14 protein-coding genes are annotated in these 16,707 nt (G+C 70.9%); 4 read left to right on the top strand and 10 right to left on the bottom strand.

Annotated features, from left to right (window positions below; genetic code table 11):
- Positions 1 to 16 precede the first annotated feature (16 nt).
- A complete protein-coding gene (locus KV381_RS20565; protein ID WP_003967428.1) occupies positions 17 to 370 on the bottom strand; it encodes an STAS domain-containing protein in 354 nt (117 codons plus the stop codon).
- Positions 371 to 449: 79 nt separating this feature from the next.
- Here KV381_RS20565 and KV381_RS20560 point away from each other — a divergent pair, with 79 nt between their 5' ends.
- Positions 450 to 2,921: a DEAD/DEAH box helicase gene (locus tag KV381_RS20560; protein ID WP_218785963.1), complete on the top strand. Its 2,472-nt coding sequence runs from the start codon at positions 450 to 452 to the stop codon at positions 2,919 to 2,921.
- A gap of 53 nt (positions 2,922 to 2,974) precedes the next feature.
- Here the strand turns inward: KV381_RS20560 and KV381_RS36605 are convergent, their stop codons facing one another.
- The 7 genes from KV381_RS36605 to ssd form a co-directional block, all read right to left on the bottom strand.
- Positions 2,975 to 3,550, bottom strand: a complete 576-nt coding sequence (locus tag KV381_RS36605) for an Rv3654c family TadE-like protein (protein WP_256995115.1) — start codon at positions 3,548 to 3,550, stop codon at positions 2,975 to 2,977.
- A complete protein-coding gene (locus tag KV381_RS20550; RefSeq protein ID WP_373461066.1) occupies positions 3,547 to 3,927 on the bottom strand; it encodes a TadE family type IV pilus minor pilin in 381 nt (126 codons plus the stop codon). The genes KV381_RS36605 and KV381_RS20550 overlap by 4 nt, the downstream gene beginning before the upstream one ends.
- Before the next feature lie 127 nt (positions 3,928 to 4,054).
- On the bottom strand, positions 4,055 to 4,321 hold the full coding sequence (locus KV381_RS20545) for a DUF4244 domain-containing protein (protein ID WP_218785961.1): 267 nt from the start codon (positions 4,319 to 4,321) through the stop codon (positions 4,055 to 4,057).
- 114 nt (positions 4,322 to 4,435) lie between these two features.
- Positions 4,436 to 5,239, bottom strand: coding sequence for a type II secretion system F family protein (locus KV381_RS20540; protein WP_256995114.1), 804 nt, complete (start codon positions 5,237 to 5,239; stop codon positions 4,436 to 4,438).
- Between the two features lie 35 nt (positions 5,240 to 5,274).
- The gene (locus tag KV381_RS20535) at positions 5,275 to 6,198 is read right to left on the bottom strand and encodes a type II secretion system F family protein (RefSeq protein ID WP_218785959.1); all 924 of its coding nucleotides are present in this window, start codon (positions 6,196 to 6,198) and stop codon (positions 5,275 to 5,277) included.
- Positions 6,195 to 7,343 (bottom strand): TadA family conjugal transfer-associated ATPase, encoded by a 1,149-nt coding sequence (locus KV381_RS20530; protein WP_103538211.1) that lies wholly within the window; start codon positions 7,341 to 7,343, stop codon positions 6,195 to 6,197. The genes KV381_RS20535 and KV381_RS20530 overlap by 4 nt, the downstream gene beginning before the upstream one ends.
- Positions 7,340 to 8,476: a septum site-determining protein Ssd gene (gene ssd / locus KV381_RS20525; protein WP_218785958.1), complete on the bottom strand. Its 1,137-nt coding sequence runs from the start codon at positions 8,474 to 8,476 to the stop codon at positions 7,340 to 7,342. The genes KV381_RS20530 and ssd overlap by 4 nt, the downstream gene beginning before the upstream one ends.
- A 500-nt stretch (positions 8,477 to 8,976) precedes the next feature.
- Here ssd and KV381_RS20520 point away from each other — a divergent pair, with 500 nt between their 5' ends.
- Complete coding sequence (locus KV381_RS20520; RefSeq protein ID WP_030634155.1) at positions 8,977 to 9,825, top strand: HAD family phosphatase; 849 nt, start codon at positions 8,977 to 8,979, stop codon at positions 9,823 to 9,825.
- A 711-nt stretch (positions 9,826 to 10,536) separates the two neighbouring features.
- On the opposite strand, the gene KV381_RS20515 is transcribed toward KV381_RS20520, so the two are convergent.
- Positions 10,537 to 11,361: a hypothetical protein gene (locus KV381_RS20515; protein ID WP_030634153.1), complete on the bottom strand. Its 825-nt coding sequence runs from the start codon at positions 11,359 to 11,361 to the stop codon at positions 10,537 to 10,539.
- A 102-nt stretch (positions 11,362 to 11,463) separates the two neighbouring features.
- On the opposite strand from KV381_RS20515, the gene KV381_RS20510 reads away from it, so the two are divergent.
- Complete coding sequence (locus KV381_RS20510; protein ID WP_218785957.1) at positions 11,464 to 12,459, top strand: ATP-binding protein; 996 nt, start codon at positions 11,464 to 11,466, stop codon at positions 12,457 to 12,459.
- 343 nt (positions 12,460 to 12,802) lie between these two features.
- Here KV381_RS20510 and KV381_RS20505 read toward each other — a convergent pair whose 3' ends face one another.
- Positions 12,803 to 14,098, bottom strand: a complete 1,296-nt coding sequence (locus KV381_RS20505) for a hypothetical protein (protein ID WP_218785956.1) — start codon at positions 14,096 to 14,098, stop codon at positions 12,803 to 12,805.
- Between the two features lie 372 nt (positions 14,099 to 14,470).
- Between KV381_RS20505 and acs the strand changes: the two genes are divergently transcribed.
- A complete protein-coding gene (acs, locus tag KV381_RS20500; protein ID WP_030087037.1) occupies positions 14,471 to 16,471 on the top strand; it encodes an acetate--CoA ligase in 2,001 nt (666 codons plus the stop codon).
- Positions 16,472 to 16,707: the final 236 nt, after the last annotated feature.

The raw sequence follows: 16,707 nt of genomic DNA, 5'->3' as shown, positions 1-16,707 counted from the left end.
CCGGCCCGCTCCGACCTCAGTCGGTGGCGGCGACAGCCTCGTCGACCGTGGTGTGAATCGGGAACACCTTGGTCAGACCTGTGATCCGGAAGATCTTGAGAATGCGCTCCTGGTTGCAGACCAGGCGCAACGAGCCCTCATGGGCCCGGACACGCTTCAAGCCGCCCACGAGCACGCCGAGGCCGGTGGAGTCGAGGAAGTCGACGCCTTCCATGTCGACAACCAGGTGGTAGCTGCCGTCATTCACCAACTCGACCAACTGCTCGCGCAGCTTGGGCGCGGTATACACATCAATCTCGCCACCGACCTCGACGACCGTACGGTCGCCACCAGGGCCGGACACATTGCGAGTCGACAGGGACAGGTCCACGGATCCTCCAGCACCTTGCTATCGAGCGGTCGCCCCTCGGTCTCCCCGACGGAGGCCAGGGGACGGATCGCCAGCCGCGATGGCATTCAATCACTTACCAGCAGCCATGCACGACGCCTTGGGACCATTGTCCGTCACGCCAGTGACACACTCGGTGCCGATGGCCAAGAATCACCGTCCCGGACGACCACCCGAGAGCAGGGGCTCGCGCCCCTCTCCCGCCATGATCCTCGACCGGCTCGCCACAGGGGCGGGCCGGGCCGCGCGCATCACTCATACGGAGCACTTGCCCCCGCGATCGGGAACCCATGCCATCTGGCCGGATCGCATCCGGCCAGGAGTGATCTCGGCGATCGAAAAAGCCGGGATCGACCATCCGTGGGCGCATCAGGCGGCCGCCGCCGAGCACGCGCTGGACGGCGAGTCCGTCGTGATCGCCACCGGCACGGCCTCCGGAAAGTCGCTCGCGTACCTCGCGCCGGTCCTCAGCACCCTGCTGGACGGCTCCGAGGCCCCGAACGGCCGCGGGGCCACCGCCCTCTACCTCGCCCCCACCAAGGCCCTGGCAGCCGACCAGCGGCGCTCGGTGAAGGCGCTGGCGGCTCCGCTCGGCAACGCCGTCAGGCCCGCGGTCTACGACGGCGACACCCCGGTCGAGGAACGCGAATGGGTTCGGCAGTACGCGAACTACGTCCTGACCAACCCCGACATGCTGCACCGCGGAATACTGCCCTCCCATCCCCGTTGGGCGTCCTTCCTGCGCGCCCTGCGGTTCGTCGTGATCGACGAGTGCCACACCTACCGCGGCGTCTTCGGCTCCCATGTCGCCCAGGTGCTACGCCGTCTGCGCCGCCTGTGCGCCCGCTACGGGGCCGATCCGGTGTTCCTGCTGGCCTCGGCCACCGCCGCGGATCCCGCGGTCGCAGCCGGGCGTCTGACGGGCCTGCCGGTCCGGGAGGTGTCCGACGACGCATCCCCGCGCGGCGAGCTGGTCTTCGCCCTGTGGGAGCCACCGTTGACCGATCTGCACGGCGAGAAGGGCGCCCCCGTGCGCCGGACCGCGACGGCCGAGACCGCCGACCTGCTCACCGATCTGACGCTGCAGGGCGTCCGCTCGGTCGCCTTCGTACGCTCCCGGCGCGGCGCGGAGCTGATCTCGGTGATCGCCAAGGAACGCCTCGCGGAGGTCGACCGCTCGCTGCCGAAGCGGGTCGCCGCCTATCGCGGGGGCTACCTTCCCGAGGAACGCCGGGCTCTGGAGCGGGCGCTGCACTCCGGCGAGCTGCTCGGTCTGGCGGCCACCACCGCCCTGGAACTCGGCATCGACGTCTCCGGCCTCGACTCGGTCGTCATCTGCGGCTACCCGGGCACCCGGGCGTCCCTCTGGCAGCAGGCGGGCCGCGCCGGCCGCTCGGGGCAGGGCGCCCTGGCCGTTCTCGTGGCCCGGGACGACCCACTGGACACCTATCTGGTGCACCACCCCGAGGCGCTGTTCCGACAACCCGTCGAGTCGACCGTGCTGGACCCGGACAACCCCTACGTCCTGACCCCCCATCTCTGCGCCGCGGCCGCCGAGCTGCCCCTCACCGAGCCCGACATCGCACTCTTCGGGCCTGCCGTGCCCGAGCTGCTGCCGCAGCTGGAGGCGGCGAAACTGCTGCGCAGGCGAGCCTCGGGCTGGCACTGGACCCGGCGCGAACGGGCCGCCGACCTCGCCGACATCCGGGGCGGGGGCGGCCGTCCCGTCCAGATCGTCGAGGAGGGCACCGGTCGCCTGCTGGGCACCGTCGACGCGGCCGCCGCCCACACGTCCGTCCACGAGGGCGCCGTCCATCTCCACCAGGGCCGCACCCACCTGGTCCGGAAACTGGACCTGGAGGACTCCGTGGCCCTGGTCGAGCAGGCCGAACCGCCGTACTCGACGGTCGCCCGCGACACCACGGCCATCACCGTCCTGGAGACCGACACCGAGATCCCCTGGGGCCAGGGACGGCTCTGCTACGGCTCCGTCGAGGTCACCAACCAGGTCGTGTCCTTCCTCCGCCGGAAACTGATCACCGGGGAGGTCCTGGGCGAGACGAAGCTCGACCTGCCGCCCCGCACCCTGCGCACCCGAGCCGTCTGGTGGACGGTCACCGAGGACCAGCTCGACGCTGCCCGGATCAACCCGGAGATCCTCGGCGGCGCGCTCCACGCCGCCGAACACGCCTCGATCGGACTCCTCCCCCTCTTCGCCACCTGTGATCGCTGGGACATCGGCGGCGTGTCCGTACCGCTGCACCCGGACACCCTGCTGCCGACGGTCTTCGTGTACGACGGCCACCCAGGAGGCGCCGGATTCGCCGAGCGGGCCTTTCACACCGCCCGTACGTGGCTGACGGCGACCCGGGAGGCCATCGCGTCCTGCGAGTGCGAGGCGGGCTGCCCCTCCTGCATCCAGTCCCCCAAGTGCGGCAACGGCAACGAGCCCCTGCACAAACGCGGAGCCGTACGGCTGCTCACCGAACTCCTCAGGGCCGCACCCCCGGAGCCGGAAGGAACGAAGCGTTAGGAGTCGCTGTCAGGCAGGCATTGGTCCCACCCGTGCGGGCGGCCCCGTCGGCCTCACCGGACACCGTGGCGCGGGGCACGGTCCGGGGGCCCTGCCCGAGATCTGACGGCTGGTTCGTAGGGCCCGAACCTCGAACGGGCGGTCACATCGGCGATCTCCCCGTGCACCGCGCAGCGAACGAGCACGGCGCCCTGCGCCAGGGCCACCCGCCGCGCCGCCTCGCACGCCGCCGACGCCCCTTCCAGCGCCCGGTCCGCTGCCGCGAGGGCCGCCAGATCCGCGGCTCCGCCAGCCCGGTGACGGGCAGCCACGGCCTGCCCCAGCGCGAGCACCACGGCGAACACGGTGCACAGAACAGCCGCGGTGACAGCCACCCACACCGTGGCCACGCCCCGATCCGCACCCCGCACCAAGGCCCGGCCCACGATCCACTCCGCGCCTCGGCTCCTGCCTCGGCCCACGCCCCTGCCTAAGGCCCGGCCCACACCAACGCCCTTGCCCTTGCCCGCGCCCTGCCTCCAGCCCCAGCCCCAGCTCCAGCTCCAGCCCCAGCCCCAGCCCCAGCGTCCGTGCACGTCCCGATGACGACCCCCTTCCGGCCCCGGGCCCTCGCCCCCGCGCTCCCTCATGACCCGGCACCTCCCACCATTTCCGGAACCTCTTCCCCCGCCCTCCGCCCCGTCGCTTCCCCCACGGTGTCCTCCGCCAGGGCAGCCGCTTCGGCGCTGAGCGTCAGGGCCAGCACGCCCGGCCCCGGGGTCGGCGACTCCACCCGGACTCGCCACAGGTCTCCCGCCCGGCCGATCTCGACCCGGGCGCCATGGGGCGCCGCTTCACGCGTGGCTTCCAGCACCGCCGCCTCCGGCTCCGAGCGAGCCGCGGCCCGTGCCCCCGCACGTGCCGCGTCCACGCAACGGATCTGGTCCGAGACCGCCATCAGCGCCCACAGCAGCGCCATGACGAAGGCCACCAGCACCGGGATCACCACGGCGGCCTCCGCGGTCACCGCGCCCCGGTCGCCACATCCGTAACCGCTCGCGGTCCGGCCCCGGTGCCTTCCCCGGTGCCGACCCCGGGGAAGGCCGCCGTTCGAGGCCATAGGCCCCCTCCGCGGGCTCAGCACCGACGGGGTATCAGAACTTCGCATCGAGCGCGTCCTCGACCAGTGACTGCAGCGCCGACAGCACCGGCCCGCTGTTCACGACCTTGTAGAGCACCGCCGCGAAGGCACATGCCGCGATGGTGCCCACCGCGTACTCGGATGTGGTCATTCCTCGATCGGACCGGCCGAGCCGCCCCGCCCACCGTGCGGACCACGTCGTCGGCAGGCCCAACACCCTTGTGGACAGCCGGCCCCCGCGCAGTGCGCCGACGGTCCGGCCCCAGAGCTTCTTTTCCATTTCATCCCCCGATGAGCATCGATGACGAGCGGGCGCCCGAACGGAACACCCGTGAGTGAGAGAGCGAGAACGAATGATCAGCGGGTCACTGCCGACCGCGCGTCGCGCGCCGCCTCACCGGCCCGGACGGCCGGTTGCGAGCAGTTCACCGGCCAGGCCGATGATCACCGGCGCCACCCCGACCGCCAGGAAGGCGGGGAGGAAGCAGAGGCCGACCGGCGCGGTGATCAGCACCCCGGCCCGTTGCGCCCGCGTCACCGCCGCACCGGCTCGCTCGGCGCGCATCGCCTCGGCCAGCCTGGCGACCGGCTCCGCGGCCGGGGCCCCTGTCGAACCGGCCCGGTGCAGGCAGCGGGCCAGCGGGGCTGCGCCCGGTATCTCCGCAAACCGGCCCCACGCCTCGGCCGGTTCGCCGCCGAGGCGGATCTCGGCGGCAGTTCGGGCGAGCCGGTCGCCGACCGGGCCGCCGATGGATTCGCCCACCTCCTCGGCCGCTTCCCGGGGCCCTGCCCCGACCGCGATACAGGCCGCGAGCAGATCCGCGGCCAGCGGAAGCTGCCCGGCGATCACGGCCCGCTCCGGATGGGCACTGCCGGGAACAGGCCGGGGCCGGGTCCGCTGCCACCGCCATGTCCCGTACGCAGCGGCCGAACCGACGGCGCAGCCGAACACGCCGCCGATCAGAATCCATCCCGTGAGCCAGACCCCGGCCGGGGCCGCCCACGGCCGAGCGGCCTCGGAGAGACCCGAACCACCGCTCGACCGGAATAGCCCGGTCATCCGACTCCACCCGCCGGGCCGTGCCACCGCGACCGTGCCCACCAGCAGCGCGCCCCGCTCGCGAACCGCTCGCCTCCGGTACCTGGCGACGGTCACGGCCGCCAGCTGCACCACCAGGCCCAGTACGGATACCGACATCCCCAGGCTGTGGAGAACTTCTCCGTCCGCCGCATTCACGCCGCCTCCCCTCCCCGCACGATCCGGCAGGCCCAGAACAGACCGGCCGTCTCCAGGAACGCCCCCGCTGCCAGACAGACCAGACCGCCCGGGGTGTGCAGCAGTACGCGCAGGGGGTCGGCTCCGAGGGCCGCTCCCAGCCCCAGACCCGCGACCGGGAGCAGGGCCAGGACCACGACCGTCGACCACGCACCCGCAAGCTGGGCGCGCAACTCCTCCCGTCTGCGTCGGTCCTCGCGCAACGCGGCCTCCAGGCGCTCCAGCCCGGTCGCCAGCCCGGCCCCGCCGTCCACGGCCACCCGCCAGCACGCGGCCATCCCGGACAGGCCCGCGAGACCCGGGCCCGCCGCCGCCTGGCGGAGCGCTGCCGGCACGTCGCCGCCGAACCGCGCCGCCGCCAGCACCGCTGCCTCCGCCTCTCCCAGCCGGCCGTCGGAAGCCACCGCCGATGGGCTGTCCTCCGACGGGCCCTCATTCAGTGCGAAGAGCAGTGCCTGCCCCGGCTCACGGCCGGCCCGCAGCTCCCCGACCACGGCCCCGCACAACGCTGCCACCGTGGCCGCCGCCTTCTCCGCCTCCCGTGCCCCGGCCCGCCTCCGCAGCCAACGGCGTATCACCGGGACCGCCACGGCTCCCGCGATCAGCGGCAGCACCGAGCCGCCCACCACCGCGAGCAGCACCGCGGCCGGTACGCACCACCACTCGCGACGCCCCCGGGCCGACTCCGTCACGCGCCCCAGGGCCTTCCGCAGCCCTGGCCACCGGCCCCACCCCCACGTCCGGCGTGACTCGGGCCGGGCGTCCACGAACAGCACCCTCGCCCGCCTCACCCCTGGATCCCGCACCATGGCGAGCCACACCGCCGAACCCGCGCAGAGGGCCACCGCGTGGGCCGCGTACGCGGACGTTCCCGCCGTCACAGGGCGCCTCCGATCAGCGACCGCAACCGTTCCCAGCCGCGCTCCGGCACGAATCCACCAACGCCCCAGCTCAGGGCCGGAACCGTGATGACCAGACCTGCCACGTCCCGCTCCAGGACATGCACCTCGGCGACCCGCCGTTGTCCCGCGCGGTCCCGCACGAGATGCACGACCACCGAGAGCGCGGCCGCCAACTGGCTGTGCAGGGCGACCCGGTCAAGACCGGCCGCGGTACCCAGCGCCTCCAGTCGGGCGGGGACATGCTCGGCGGCGTTCGCGTGGACGGTGCCGCACCCTCCTTCGTGACCGGTGTTCAACGCGGCCAGCAACTCGGTGACTTCGGCGCCTCGCACCTCTCCGACCACCAGCCGGTCGGGCCGCATGCGCAGCGCCTGCCGCACCAGATCTCGCAACGTCACCCGGCCCGCGCCCTCCTGATTGGCCGGACGGGACTCCAGGCGGACCACATGTGGGTGGTCCGGTCGCAGCTCGGCGGAGTCCTCGGCGAGCACGATCCGCTCGTTCGCGCCGACCGCGCCCAGCAAGCTGGCGAGGAGGGTCGTCTTGCCCGCTCCCGTGCCGCCACTGATCACGTAGGAGATCCGCGCTTCCACGAGGGCCCGCAGGATCCGGTCACCGCCGGGCGGCACCGTGCCCGCGTCCACCAACTCCGTCAGCGAGAAGGCCCGTGGCCGCACCACACGCAGGGAGAGACAGGTCGAGCCGACCGCCACCGGGGGCAGCACGGCGTGCATCCGGGTACCGTCGGGCAGTCGGGCGTCCACCCACGGCCGTGCGTCGTCCAGCCTTCTGCCGGCCACCGCGGCGAGACGCTGGGCCAGCCGCCGGATCGCCGCCGCGTCCGAGAAGGTAACGCCCGTCAGCTGGAGGCCACCGCCCCGGTCCACCCACACCCGGTCCGGTGCGGACACCAGCACATCGGTCACCTCCGGATCCGCGAGCAACGGCTCCAGCACTCCCGTGCCGACGAGTTCGCCTCGCAGCTCTGCCGCTGCTCCGAGCACCTCGGCGTCCCCCAGCAGCCGCCCCTGGGCCCGTAGAGCGGCGGCCACTCCGGCCGGAGTGGGAGCAGCGCCACTGCGTGCCAGCCGCTGGCGTACGGCGTCGAGCAGCTCGTCCGTCATGCCGCTCCTCCCCCGGGCGGGCCGGCCAAGGGGCTCGTTCCGCCGGCCACCGCCACCTGTTCCCAGAAGGCCGAACAGAACCGGGCCAGCGGTCCCCGGGCACTGCTGCCGGGCGGAGTGCCGTCGTCCTGGGAGACCAGAAGGCCTGATTCCCAAGGGAGTTCACCAACGAGTGGGAGGCCGATGGCCTGGGCCACCCACCGCCCGTCCAGACCTGACGCATACGGGCCCCGGGGCACCACCCGCAGGTCGCCCAGAACCATTCCGGCCGTGGACGCGACGCGCTTGGCCGCCGCGACCGCGCGCAGTTCACCGGGCACCACGAGCAGGCCGAGGTCGAGTTGTGCCAAGGCTTCCGCGACCCCCTCGTCGACCCGGCGCGGGAGGTCCACGACCACCACTCCGCCGAGTCGGCGCGCGGCGGCGAGCACGGCGCGCATCGCCTGCGGCGGGATCACCACCTCGTCGTCCCGCCCCCAGCTCAGCACCCGCAGCCCGTGGAGCGCGGGCAGCGAATCCTCAAGGGCTCCGCCGCCGAGTCGCCCTTTCGACTGCGCGAAATCCGGCCACCGCATGCCTTCGGCCCGTTCACCGCCGAGCAGGACGTCGATCCCACCGCCCAAGGGGTCGGCGTCGATCAGCATCGTCCGCCGACCGGACCTCGCCGCACTCACGGCAAGGGCACAGGCCAGCGTCGATGCGCCGGAGCCGCCCCGCCCGCCCATCACGCCGACGGTGAGCGCTGGCCGCCCCACACCTTCGGCGGCGTTGGCGATCTGATCGACGAGCCAGCCCTCGGAATCGGGCAGTCGCAGCACATATTCGGCCCCGATCTCCACCGCCCGGCGCCACACGTCAGGGTCGTCCTGGTCCCGACCGACCAGCATCACCCCCTTCCTGCGGCCGACGCCCCGACACCGCGCGGCGGCGTCGTCTCCCACCAGCACCATCGGAGCTCGCTCCCAGCCACCACGACGCCCGGGCGGCCCGTGATGAACCTCCGGCTCGGCTCCGGCCGCCGCGCACAGCCGCAGCAGATCGTCGAGCAGTTCCACGTCCTCCGTCACGATCAGCGGGCCTCCGCGCCGCCCCTCGGCGACCGCCGCTCCTTCTCCTGCGAGGGATCCAGCCACGATCTCCGCCCCCTTCTCACTGCCCCTTCAGTGCGGTTCGCGGCGTTCTCGGAGTGTTTCCGAGATGCGCGATTCCGGCACCCGCGGACTTCGCGGGTGGAATCAACGTGCAGCACCACGGAAAAACATGTGGATCTTGATGGAGAACTGTGGACAACCCCGGGGTTGTGAATAACTTCGTAACCCAAACCAGCGACTTCCGGAGTGCAGCCCCATGGCTACACAATGTGACGAGACGAGTCGCACGACACCCGGCTCGCACGATCGGGCCGGCGACGGCCAGACAGGAGACTCAGGTGATTTCCACCCCTAAAACGCGTCCGGACATGCGACGACCCCCGCCGGGGGGGAGAGCGGGGGTCGTCCCCACGGCCGACTCGGGGGGGGAGGAGTCGGACCGGGTTAGCACGGTCGCGAACGATCCGTGACCTCCATGGTGTACCCGAGGGCCTTCTCAGGCAAACCCACGCGCCGGAGTTTACGCCGAATGGTGGGCCCCTATGCTCAGCGTTGTGGAAAACTGCTTCTCGCCGCGCACAGCAGCCTTCTTTGACCTGGACAAGACGGTCATTGCGAAGTCTTCGACGCTGACCTTCAGCAAGTCCTTCTACCAAGGCGGACTGATCAACCGCCGCGCTGTACTGCGCACTGCGTACGCACAGTTCGTGTTCCTCGCCGGCGGCGCCGATCACGACCAGATGGAGCGGATGCGTGAATATCTCTCCGCCCTCTGCAAGGGGTGGAACGTCCAGCAGGTCAAGGAGATCGTCGCCGAGACCCTGCATGACCTGATCGACCCGATCATCTACGACGAGGCCGCCACCCTCATCGAAGAACACCACACAGCAGGTCGCGACGTGGTCATCGTTTCGACCTCGGGCGCCGAAGTCGTCGAACCCATCGGCGAGTTGCTGGGAGCCGACCGCGTCGTCGCCACGCGCATGGTCGTCGGCGACGACGGCTGCTTCACGGGCGAGGTCGAGTACTACGCCTACGGACCGACCAAGGCCGAGGCCGTGAAGGCGCTCGCAATCTCGGAGGGGTACGACCTTTCGCGCTGCTACGCCTACAGCGATTCGGCGACCGATGTACCGATGCTGGAGTCGGTCGGCCACCCGCACGCGGTCAACCCCGACCGTGCGCTGCGCCGCGAAGCGACCCTTCGCGAGTGGCCGATTCTCGTCTTCAACCGCCCGGTCCGACTCAAGCAGCGCCTGCCCGCCTTCTCGATGCCGCCCCGCCCCGCCCTCGTGGCGGCTGCCGCGGTCGGCGCGGCAGCCGTCACCGCGGGGCTGGTCTGGTACGCCAGCCGTCGGCGCACCACCGCCGGCGCCACCCTGCCGGGGTGAAACAGGCCGGGGTGAAACAGATCGGGGTGGGCCGGGGCAGGGCGGGTCGAGGCAAAGCGCGGTGGAGCAGGACGCTCCACCGCGGGCGACCTCGACCGACCCCCTCGGCCGATCCCGTGAACCCGTAGACCGGCCCCATCCCCTCCCCGGATTGCCTCAACCGATCACCTCGACCAGTCACCTGGACAGGTTCAGGCACCTCGTTCAGGCACCTCGTTCAGGCGCCCGCACCAGGTGCCTGTACCGGACACTCGCGCCGGGTGCCCGATTCATGCCTGATTGAACCTAAAAGTAAAGAAGCGAGGCCAGGGCTTTCCCTTCCCCTGGACCTGGAGTACAAAGGGGTTAACGGCCCGCGAGACCAAGGACATCCGTGAGGATGACCTGTAACGCAGTACGGCCCCACGGACCGCGCACGAAAGTCGAGCACCCACGCGACGTCGACCCGTCGATTACGGGCCAGCCGCACCAGGTGACGGGCAAAGTACCCGACCTGATGGGCAATTTACGAGGACGCTTGGTAACTGGGCGGACGTGCCAGCGGCGGTATCGCACCCCGATACCGCCGCAACCCTTGCTCCGGGCTTTCGCCCGTCGGCCACGCGGGCCACCCAGGAATCGACTTTCCCACCACGACGCCCGCTCGCGCCCTCTCGCCCCGCTCGCGCCCTCTCGCCCCGCTCGCGCCCCGTGCCGTGCCGCGCCGCGCCCTCAGGCCGCGCCGCGCTGAAGCGCCTCGCACACCGCGGTCGATTCACGTACACCCAGCTCGACCGAACGCCCGCAGTGGGCGATCCAGGCGGCCATGCCCTCCGGGGTTCCGGCTGTGTAGCCCTCGAACGCCGCGACATAGGCCGCCCGGCCCTGTTCCGCGTGACCCACCTCGGCCGGGCAGATCGACTTCGGATCCAGTCCGCTGCCGATCAGCACGATGCGCTCGGCGGTCCGGGCCACCAGACCGTTGTGCGAACCGAAGGGGCGCAGCGCCAGCAGTTCGCCGTGCACCACGGCCGCCGTGACCAGGGCGGGGGCGCTGCCGCCCGCGATGATCAGTTGCGAGAGCCCTTCGAGTCGTCCGGCGACCTCATCGGCCCCGGGCAGCGGCGCCTCGATCAGCGGCTCGTCGACGGATTCACCCGCCAGGCGCGGACGCCCCACCGTGTCGTCGGGAGCGGCCCCGCCGGCCGCCACCAGATGCAACCGAGCCAGCACCCGCAGCGGCGACTGCCGCCAGATGGAAAGGAGTTGCCCCGCCTCCGCGGTGAGGCGCAGTGCGGCACCGACCACGCGCGCCTCGTCCTCGCCACTGAAGTCGGTGCGCCGACGCACCTCTTCGAGGTTCCAGTCGGCACCGGCCAGTGCGGCCGAACCACGGGAACCCCGCAGTGCGGCCTCGGCCGTGACCTCGTTGCTGCGACGTCGCATGACGCGGTGACCGTAGACCCGGTCGACGGCCTTGCGTACGGAGTCCACGGCATCGGGCACGCCGGGCAGGGAACCGAGCGCGGCAAGCGGGTCTGAGGCAGTCGTACTCATAAGTAGCGAGGCTACGCGCCCACCCCACCCGGACCACCCTCAAGTGGCCTTCTTCACGAACGATGACAGCACACCGCAATGAAGCCGCTACCCTAGGTGAACATGAAGATCGCTTTCGTCGGGAAGGGCGGCAGCGGAAAGACCACGCTGTCCTCGCTCTTCATCCGCCACCTCGCCGCCAACGAAGCCCACGTCATCGCCGTGGACGCCGATATCAACCAGCATCTGGGAGCCGCTCTCGGCTTGGACGAGGCGGAGGCCGCCGCGCTGCCCGCCATGGGCGCGCACCTCCCGCTCATCAAGGACTATCTGCGGGGCTCCAACCCCCGTATCGCTTCCGCCGAGACGATGATCAAGACGACTCCGCCCGGCGAGGGCTCCCGGCTGCTGCGGGTCCACGAGAACAACCCGATCTTCGAGGCCTGTGCGCGTACGGTGCGGCTCGACGACGGGGACGTCCGGCTGATGGCGACGGGCCCCTTCACCGAGTCCGATCTCGGTGTGGCCTGCTACCACTCCAAGGTCGGGGCCGTGGAGCTCTGCCTCAACCACCTGGTCGACGGTCCCGACGACTACGTCGTGGTCGATATGACGGCGGGCTCGGACTCGTTCGCGTCGGGCATGTTCACGCGCTTCGACATGACGTTCCTGGTCGCGGAGCCGACCCGTAAGGGGGTGTCGGTGTACCGCCAGTACAAGGAGTACGCGCGCGACTTCGGCGTCGCCCTGAGGGTCGTCGGGAACAAGGTGCAGGGCCCGGACGACCTGGAGTTCCTGCGTGCGGAGGTCGGCGACGACCTGCTGATCGGGGTCGGCCACTCCGACTGGGTCCGGTCGATGGAGAAGGGCCGGCCGTCCAGGTTCGAGCTGCTGGAGGCCGACAACCGGATGGCCCTGCAGGCGCTGCAGGACGCCGCCGAGGACTCGTACGGGCTGCGCGACTGGGAGCGGTACACGCGCCAGATGGTGCACTTCCACCTGAAGAACGCCGAGAGCTGGGGCAACGAGAAGACCGGCGCCGACCTGGCGGCCCAGGTCGACCCGGCCTTCGTGCTCGACGAGCGATACGCGGGAGCGGGAGTCACGGCACCCGCCTGACACATCACGTGGGGACCACCCGGATCACCGCCCCTCGTTTCCCGACCCGCGTTTGCCGCCCCTCGTCTACCCGCCCCTCGTTCACCGACCCCGCGCTCAGCAGCCTCGCCGTGCCCGGCTGCCGCACAACCGGCCTCCACGCTCAGTGCCTGGAGCCTGGTGCGTGGTGCCTGGTATGTGGTGCTCGGTGCGGCGCGTTCGCCGGCCACTGAGGAGAGTGGCCGGCGAACGAGGGGCGTGATTCGGCCGTTGTTCAGGCCGGCGGCTCCTGCCGGATCCGAACCTGCGGCGCGCCCTGGCCCGTGCTCTGGTCCGTGCCCTTCTCCGAGCTCGCGTCCCGGCCCTAGTCCGTGCCCTTGTCCGCGCCCTTGCCCGCGGGCGGGGCGGCGGCTGCCTGGGTGCCGAGGTAGGAGGACCAGCCCGTCTTGGGCGCCTCGCCGACGCCGAGCGTGGTCAGCTTGGCCAGCGTCTTCGGGTCCTGGGCGTCCAGCCAGTCGGCGAGCTGCCGGAACGACACGCAGCGCACGCCCTCCTGGGGGCACACCTTCGCGATGGTCTCCTCGATGGCGCGCATGTAGGTGCCGCCGTTCCAGGACTCGAAGTGGTTGCCGATGATCAGCGGCGCCCGGTTGCCGTTGTACGAGCGGTCGAAGGCCTGAAGCAGCCCGTCCCGCATCTGGTTGCCCCAGTACTCGTGCTGGGACGGGTCGCCCTGGGTGGCCGTGCCGGACTGGTTGACCATGAAGTTGTAGTCCATCGAGAGCGTCTCGAAGGCGCGGCCGGGCATCGGGACGAGCTGGAGCGGAATGTCCCAGACCCCGTCCTTCTTCTGGGGCCAGACCTGGTTGCCGACGCCGCTGGAGTCGTAGCGGAAGCCCATGGTCCGGGCGGCGGCGACCATGTTCTTCTGGCCTTCGAGACAGGGAGTGCGGCCGCCGACCAGTTCCTTGTCGTAGTCGAAGGGCAGCGGGGCCTCGCCCTTCAGCTCCGGCGTGTTGGTCTTCCAGCTCTTGACGAAAGCTTTCGCCTGGCTGATCTCGCTCTTCCACTCATCGACGGACCAGGTCCCGACGCCGCCGTCCGCGCCGCAGAAGTGGCCGTTGAAGTGGGTGCCGATCTCGTTGCCGTCCTGCCAGGCGGCACGCACCTCGGCGAGGGTGTCGCGGATGCCCTCGGTGTCGTTGAAGCCGATGTCGGAACGGCCCGGCGCGTGCTGGGGCGGGTTGTAGAGGTCCTTCTTGTCCTCCGGCAACAGGTACACGCCGCTGAGGAAGTACGTCATGTTGGCGTTGTACTTCTTGGCCACACCGCGGAAGTGCGAGAAGAGCTTCTGGCTGTCCTCTCCGGCGCCGTCCCAGGAGAACACCACGAACTGCGGCGGCTTCTCGCCGGGCGCGAGGCGCTTGGCGGCCGGCATCTTCGGCTGGACCCCGGTGAAGGCGGTGGATCCGTCCCCGATGAGCTTGACCGCGTTCTTCGGGGCGGCGGCCGGGGGGTTCTCCTTGGCGCCGTGGGCGCCCTTCTCCGCGTCGGCTCCCTGCCCCCCGGAGCCGGAGCCTGCTCCGGAACAGCCCGCGAGCACGGCGACCAAGGCCGTGGTCATGACGCCCAAGGCGATCCTCTTCGTGGCGGCCATCATCCGCCCACCCTCTTCCTTGCAGGTTATTTGCGTTGAAGTGCCGACACGGCGCGGCCAAATTCGCACGCGGTCCCGCACAGGAAAGGGCGACATACCGAATGAAAAGCTTCTTATTCACCGATAAGAGTTATCAACTAGCCCGAACGACCCGAACGGCTCCGGCCTGAACCGGGCGAGCCCCGGGCCCGTGCAACGAGATGACCCCGTTCCGCATCGCGCCCCGGCACACCTCGCGGGGACGCAACTGCCGTGCGCCACGCGTCGTACGGCGGCTCTCGACCGCGGAACGGGATCATGGCTCCATACACGAAGACACAGGTCTAAACCAATTCCCGGCAGACACTTGTCACCCGGCCTCGCGCCTGATGAGCTATGCCCCGGGACACAACGGACACCCTGGGACTGGGAGAAGTCGTGAGCAACGAGAGCCTGGCCAACCTGCTTCGGGAAGAGCGGAAATTCGCTCCGCCTGCCGAGCTGGCCGCCAACGCCAACGTCACCGCAGAGGCGTACGAGCAGGCCGCGGCGGACCGGCTGGGCTTCTGGGCCGAGCAGGCCCGCCGCCTGACGTGGGCCACCGAGCCGACCGAGACCCTCGACTGGAGCAACCCGCCCTTCGCGAAGTGGTTCGCGGACGGCAAGCTGAACGTCGCGTACAACTGCGTGGACCGTCACGTCGAGGCGGGCAACGGCGACCGGGTCGCCATCCACTTCGAGGGCGAGCCGGGCGACAGCCGGGCCATCACCTACGCGGAGCTGAAGGACGAGGTCTCCCGGGCGGCCAACGCGCTGACCGAGCTGGGCGTCGGCAAGGGCGACCGGGTCGCCGTCTACCTGCCGATGATCCCCGAGGCCGCCATCGCGATGCTGGCCTGCGCCCGGATCGGCGCCGCGCACTCCGTGGTCTTCGGCGGCTTCTCGGCCGACGCCATCGCCGCCCGGATCAAGGACGCGGACGCCAAGGTCGTCATCACGGCCGACGGCGGCTACCGCCGCGGCAAGCCGTCCGCGCTCAAGCCCGCCGTCGACGATGCCGTCTCCCGCTTCGAGAACGTCGAGCACGTCCTCGTCGTCCGCCGCACCGGTCAGGACACCGCGTGGACCGAGGGCCGCGACGTCTGGTGGCACGAGATCACCGCCCGCCAGTCCGCCGAGCACACCCCCGAGGCCTTCGAGGCGGAGCAGCCGCTCTTCATCCTCTACACCTCGGGCACTACGGGTAAGCCGAAGGGCATCCTGCACACCTCCGGCGGCTACCTCACCCAGGCCTCGTACACGCACCACGCGGTCTTCGACCTCAAGCCGGAGACCGACGTCTACTGGTGCACCGCCGACATCGGCTGGGTGACCGGGCACTCGTACATCGTCTACGGGCCGCTGGCCAACGGCGCGACGCAGGTCATGTACGAGGGCACGCCCGACACCCCGCACCAGGGCCGGTTCTGGGAGATCGTGCAGAAGTACGGCGTCACGATCCTCTACACCGCGCCGACGGCGATCCGTACGTTCATGAAGTGGGGCGACGACATCCCCGCGAAGTTCGACCTGAGCAGCCTCCGGGTCCTCGGTTCGGTCGGTGAGCCGATCAACCCCGAGGCGTGGATGTGGTACCGGAAGAACATCGGCGCCGACACGTGCCCGATCGTGGACACCTGGTGGCAGACCGAGACCGGCGCGATGATGATCTCGCCGTTGCCCGGTGTGACGGAGACGAAGCCCGGAAGCGCCCAGCGCGCACTGCCGGGCATCTCCGCCACCGTCGTGGACGACGACGCCAACGAGGTGCCGGACGGCGGGGGCGGCTACCTCGTCCTCACCGAGCCGTGGCCGTCCATGCTCCGCACCATCTGGGGCGACGACCAGCGCTTCATCGACACCTACTGGTCGCGCTTCGAGGGCAAGTACTTCGCGGGCGACGGCGCCAAGAAGGACGAGGACGGCGACATCTGGCTGCTCGGCCGGGTCGACGACGTCATGCTCGTCTCCGGGCACAACATCTCGACCACCGAGGTCGAGTCCGCCCTCGTCTCCCACCCGTCGGTCGCCGAGGCCGCCGTGGTCGGCGCGGCCGACGAGACGACCGGCCAGGCCATCGTGGCGTTCGTGATCCTGCGCGGTACGGCGACCGCCTCCGACGAACTGGTCGCGGAGCTGCGCAACCACGTCGGCGCGACGCTCGGCCCGATCGCCAAGCCCAAGCGGGTACTGCCGGTCGCCGAGCTGCCGAAGACCCGCTCCGGCAAGATCATGCGCCGGCTGCTGCGCGATGTCGCCGAGAACCGCGAGCTGGGCGACGTCACGACGCTGACCGACTCCTCGGTGATGGACCTGATCACCACGCAGCTGCCGGCCTCCTCGTCCGACGAGGACTGACCGTCACCGAGGACTGAAAGCTGCCGAGGGCTGACAGCTGCCTAGGTCTGACAGCACAGGGCAGATCAGAACACAGACGCATGGATACGGCTCCGATGGGCATCCGGCAACGCGCCGGGTGCCCATCGGGCGTACGGCCGGGGCATCGCCTCGTACGGCCCGGGCATCGCCTCGTACGGCCCGGGCGTCGCCTCGTACGGCCCCGGTAGAGTGGGCGCTTCACCCACAACTCCAGA

Source organism: Streptomyces sp. WY228, from assembly GCF_019287315.1.
Classification (GTDB): domain Bacteria; phylum Actinomycetota; class Actinomycetes; order Streptomycetales; family Streptomycetaceae; genus Streptomyces; species Streptomyces caviscabies.
This window is presented reverse-complemented; position numbering and strand designations above follow the sequence as displayed.